The 4662-nt window shown below is 61.4% G+C and carries 3 protein-coding genes; all 3 read left to right on the top strand.

Features of this window, described 5'->3' with window-relative positions:
- The first annotated feature begins 440 nt into the window (after window positions 1-440).
- The 3 genes from K2Y56_RS11705 to K2Y56_RS11695 all read left to right on the top strand — a co-directional run bounded on the left by K2Y56_RS11705 (window position 441) and on the right by K2Y56_RS11695 (window position 4638).
- Window positions 441-2180 carry a type I secretion system permease/ATPase gene (locus K2Y56_RS11705; RefSeq protein WP_292507564.1) on the top strand — a complete coding sequence of 580 codons (1740 nt, stop codon included), beginning with the start codon at window positions 441-443 and terminating at the stop codon, window positions 2178-2180.
- Between the two features lies 1 nt (window position 2181).
- Window positions 2182-3804 carry an HlyD family type I secretion periplasmic adaptor subunit gene (locus tag K2Y56_RS11700; RefSeq protein ID WP_292507563.1) on the top strand — a complete coding sequence of 541 codons (1623 nt, stop codon included), beginning with the start codon at window positions 2182-2184 and terminating at the stop codon, window positions 3802-3804.
- Window positions 3805-3900: 96 nt separating this feature from the next.
- Window positions 3901-4638, top strand: coding sequence for a hypothetical protein (locus K2Y56_RS11695; protein ID WP_292507562.1), 738 nt, complete (start codon window positions 3901-3903; stop codon window positions 4636-4638).
- Window positions 4639-4662: the final 24 nt, after the last annotated feature.

Below are 4662 nucleotides of genomic sequence, written 5' to 3'. Positions count from 1 at the left end.
CCAGACAGTAACGTGAGACGCCCTTCGAGACACCGCCTCGCTTGCTACGAGTGGCTCTAGGCAAGAACAGGGACGCACCGCATTCTGCGTAGGAGAGTCCTTAAACTACGTAGTTGAGTACTCGCCTGTCGTTTGCGTCGCACAATGTGATCGCTTGAGCAGAGCGGGTCCAGTCCGATGGGTTCGGCACAGCACCGAAGTGACCAGTGTCGAAAACCGTCTTTCTGATACTGCCGAGTGCTTCACCCGAGAATGCATCATATGAGAGGATTCGCCTGGTGATTCATCACCGGTCCACATCCATGTGTTAATTTCTTATTAAAAATTCGATGAATCGCGAATTGGTTATTTACAACCAGAAAATCGTGTGTGTATCACTGGATACCAAGTGCATACGAAATAACCTAAGATGACTACTTAGGTATTCGGAGGGGCTCTCCGTGTTGGGTGATACCTTTCACGCCTGCGTCAAGCAGGTGCGCGGCCAGCTTTGGCCTGTTGCGATCTTCAGCTTCGCGGTCAACATGCTGATGCTTGTTAGCAGCATCTACATGCAGCAAGTTTTCGACCGAGTTCTGTCGAGTGGATCCCTCCACACATTGGTTTGGCTCACCGTGGCGGCAACGGTCGGGATAATTGCCTACGGCCTCATCGAGCATGCCAGGCGCCGGCTGCTGGCCCGGATGGGAACTTGGATCGAGATGGAGCTGTCGGCGCCCGTCATTCGCCGCAGCATCGATGCGCGCCTCTCCGGGGTAAAAAGCGAGGCAGGCCCCGCTGATGTCGCCGACCTCAAGGCCTTTATTTCCGGTGAGGCGATTCTGGCCTTCCTGGACGCCCCCTGGATGCCGGTCTTCATCGCCGTCGTGTGGATCATGCATCCCGCTCTCGGCATGCTTGCCCTCGGCGGGGCGATCCTCCTCTTCATTCTCGCGGTCGGCAACGAACTGCTCACGCGCACCCTCGCGGGTCAGGTTGCAGGTGGCACCCGGGCACTTCAGGTCTCCGCTCAGCAGGCTATCGAGCACGCCGAGACACTGCGCCCGTTAGGCATGGTCGACAGCATGCTGACGCGGTGGCGGATGCAGCAGCGCCTTGTTCACGAGAAAGCCCACGGCTCTCTTGAGGTCACCGAAGCCATTTCGAACCTCACGAAGACCGTCCGTCTTGCTCTTCAGGTGTTCATCCTCGGTATTGGCGCCTTCCTGACGCTGCGCGGTGAGATCACGTCGGGCGGAATGATCGCCGCCTCGATCATCCTCGGCCGCGCCCTGTCCCCGGTCGAGCGGGCGCTCGGTGCCTGGCGCGGCTGGGTGATGGCGCGCAAAGCCTTCCACAACCTCAAGGCCCTGTTCACCGCTTTGCCCGAGCGCAAGGCTCCGATGCCGCTGCCGCGTCCGCGCGGGCTCCTCACTTTCGAGGCCGTGCGCTTTGGAATGCCTGGGGCCGTCGAGCCGATCCTGCAGCGCGTGGACGCCCGGATCGAGGCCGGCACGACCTGTGGGATCATCGGTGCGTCAGGTTCGGGCAAATCGACCCTTTGCCGATTGATCGTCGGGGCCTGGGAGCCGAGTTACGGCCACATCCGCCTCGACGGCGCCGATGTTGGAAGCTGGGATCCGAGTGCGCTCGGGCAGCATATTGGCTACTTGCCCCAGCAGATCGAGCTGTTTTCCGGGACGATCGCCGAGAACATCGCCCGGATGCGCACCATCGAGCCGGAGGCCGTGGCGTGTGCAGCCCGGTTGGCCGACGTGCACGAGATGATCCTGCGGCTGCCCGACGGCTACGAGACCGATGTCGGGACCTACGGGCAGCGCCTCTCGGGTGGTCAACGCCAGCGCATTGGGCTCGCCCGCGCGCTCTACGGTGATCCTGCCTTGATCGTCCTCGACGAACCCAACGCCAATCTCGACACAGCCGGCGAGCAGGCGCTGCTCCAAGCCTTGGCCGAACTCAAGCGTCTGGGCCGGACTGTCCTGATCGTCGCGCACCAGCCGAGCGCGCTGCGCACAGCCGACACCATCCTGATGCTGAAAGACGGGCTCGTCGGAGCCTTCGGGCCGCGGGACGAGGTGCTCAAGCAACTCATGACCCAAGCGCAACGGTCGACCGCTCCGGACCTGCGTCCGCGCTCGGCCCCTGCGGCTGGCGGCATGACCCTCGTGGCGGGAGAGTAAGATGCGTTCCTTGGCTTACGAGGCATCGAGCACCCCGCCCGCCTCGCCGGACGGGATCTGGGCGACCCTACTCGGTCTTTTTGAAGTGACACGCGAGGCCGCACAGAGCTTGGCACAAACCCTTCTTCAGGGTTTCGGGCCAGCCCTGGAGCGCGTCCGCGTCAGCCTCAGCGAAGGCGCCATCCTGGCTCTAAACCTGGCCAAGCAAGCCTGGTCTTGGCTGGGCGAGGCTGGGCTGCAATGGCCTTCAGTAGGGCTCTTGGCAGTCGTCGTTTTGGTTCTTCTTCGTCTGTTCTGGCGTCGGACCTCTCAGCCCGCTGCCGGTGGAACATCGCTCGCCGCCTACGTGCGTGGTCCGCGCCGCATGGGATGGACGACCATCCTGCTCTTCTTCGGCCTCGGCGGTGGTCTTGCCGCAGCCGTGCCCCTCGCCAGCGCCGCACTTGCGCCCGGCGTGATCAGCCCTGACGGCAGCCGCAAGGCCGTGCAGCATCTCGAAGGCGGCATCGTGCGAGCGATCCACGTTCGTGAGGGAGATCGCGTCGAAGTCGGCCAGCCCCTCCTCACCCTCGAGGGGACTCAGGCACGAGCCGATCTCGGCGAGCTCCACGAGCGCATGCTGTATCTCACGGCCATGGAGGCCCGGATGGTGGCCGAGCAGAAGCGGGCCTCAACGATCCAGCCGCCACAGGACATCCATGCTCTCGGCACTCCGGCAATAGTCGCGGCGGTCCTGAAAGGACAGCAGGATCTGTTCGAGAGCCGCATTGCCACGCAGACCGGCCGTGAGAGCATTCTGACAAAGCGCGTCATGCAGTTGCGCGAGGAAAGCAACGGCCTTGGCGAGGTCATTGCCGCTCAGACTACGCAGCTGGCCTTGATCCAGCACGAGGTCGACACCGTCAACGTGCTTCTGCAGAAGGGATTGGAGCGCGTGCCGCGGCTCCTCGCGCTGCAGCGCCAGCAGGCCGAGCTCAAGGGCGAGCGCGCCAACAACAAGGCCCGCATCGCCCGGAACGACCAAGCGATTGGCCAAACCGAGATTGAGCTCCTCACCACGCGCGAGCAGCAGCGTGAGAAGGTCAACGAGGAGATCGGTACCGTCCGGACCGAGCTCGCCACCCTGCGCAGCAAGCTCCCGGCTCGCACCGACGTCCTGGCACGCACCACCATTGCAGCCCCGATGGCGGGCACGGTGATGAACGTGCGGGTGACGACGCAGACCGGGGTCGTGAAGCCGGGCGAGATGCTGCTGGAGATCGTGCCAAGCGAGGTCAAGCTCATCATCGATGCGCGGGTCAGCCCCAACGACATCGACGTCGTGCGCGCCGGCATGCGCACGAAAGTGGTGTTCTCTGCCTTCGCGCAGCGCAACTTACCCCAGTTCCACGGCAGCCTGCGCTCGGTCTCCGCCGACCGGATGACCGACGAGCGCACCGGCGAGGCGTATTTCCTCGCCAAGGTAGAAGTCGATCCCGCCGACCTGAAGGCTTTAGGCGCGGATCAAGTGCTGAGCGCCGGCATGCCGACCGAGGTCTATATTCTGACGGGTCAGCGTACGACCCTCGATTATCTTGTTAGGCCGTTTGTAGACTCAATACATAAGAGCTTCCGCGAGATGTGAGGCGCGCGGCGCCGGACATCATCAAAATTTCAACACTCACGACTGTGCAATTCCGCCCTTGCGGGCCCCTCTGTCACGAGATTTCGGGAGCGTACCATGGCCATCGAGACCATTCGTATCCAGGCGGAGGACGCCAGCGTCGTTCGTGGCAACACGGGCCTGGGAAATACGACGCCAACGACTCGACCAGCTGTTGTGATGGCTACGACTGCAGCTGCAAACGACAAAATTTATGCTGAAGCAGCGGACGGAGATGCCTATGTTGATTTCGTGGGCGCTCCAACGAGCTCTGGCGAATATATTGAATTTAAGATCTCGGTCGATACAACCGGTTATTACGATCTAGGCATTGGTTATGCTTTAGCTGCTAATGAATTGAATCGGTCAATGCGCCTTGACGTAAAGAATGGTGCTGGTTCTCTTAACCTGTTCGACCGTATGTTCGATTTGCAATCGACCGGAGACTTCGCAAAGTATGCCGAGCAAGGCACCCGAGTGCTTCTGACATCTGGGGAGAATACGATCCGGCTGACCTCGAACGGCTATAGTGGTCCGAATATTGACTATCTGGAAGTTCGCACGGCCGATCCGACCGTCTTCGTATTTCAAGGTGAGGATCTTGTTACCAAGCTGACGAAGCAAGGGAATACCGGGCAAGCCCTTATCAATCGGGCCATCAGTCCAGCCTCAACACCGGCAAATGAGCAGTTTCGTACCGGAGCTGAAGGCGAGTCATATCTTGATTGGGCAGCCACGAGTGCGACTGCGCCCGCTGCGGATAAAGCTAGCCCGTCTTATTCATCGGGCATCGGCGTACGCTGCGTTTTGGGCTGATGGCGCGCGCGATCGCTCGTCTGT

The sequence above is a fragment of the Methylobacterium sp. genome (assembly GCF_019745455.1).
Taxonomy (GTDB): Bacteria; Pseudomonadota; Alphaproteobacteria; order Rhizobiales; family Beijerinckiaceae; genus Methylobacterium.
This window is presented reverse-complemented; position numbering and strand designations above follow the sequence as displayed.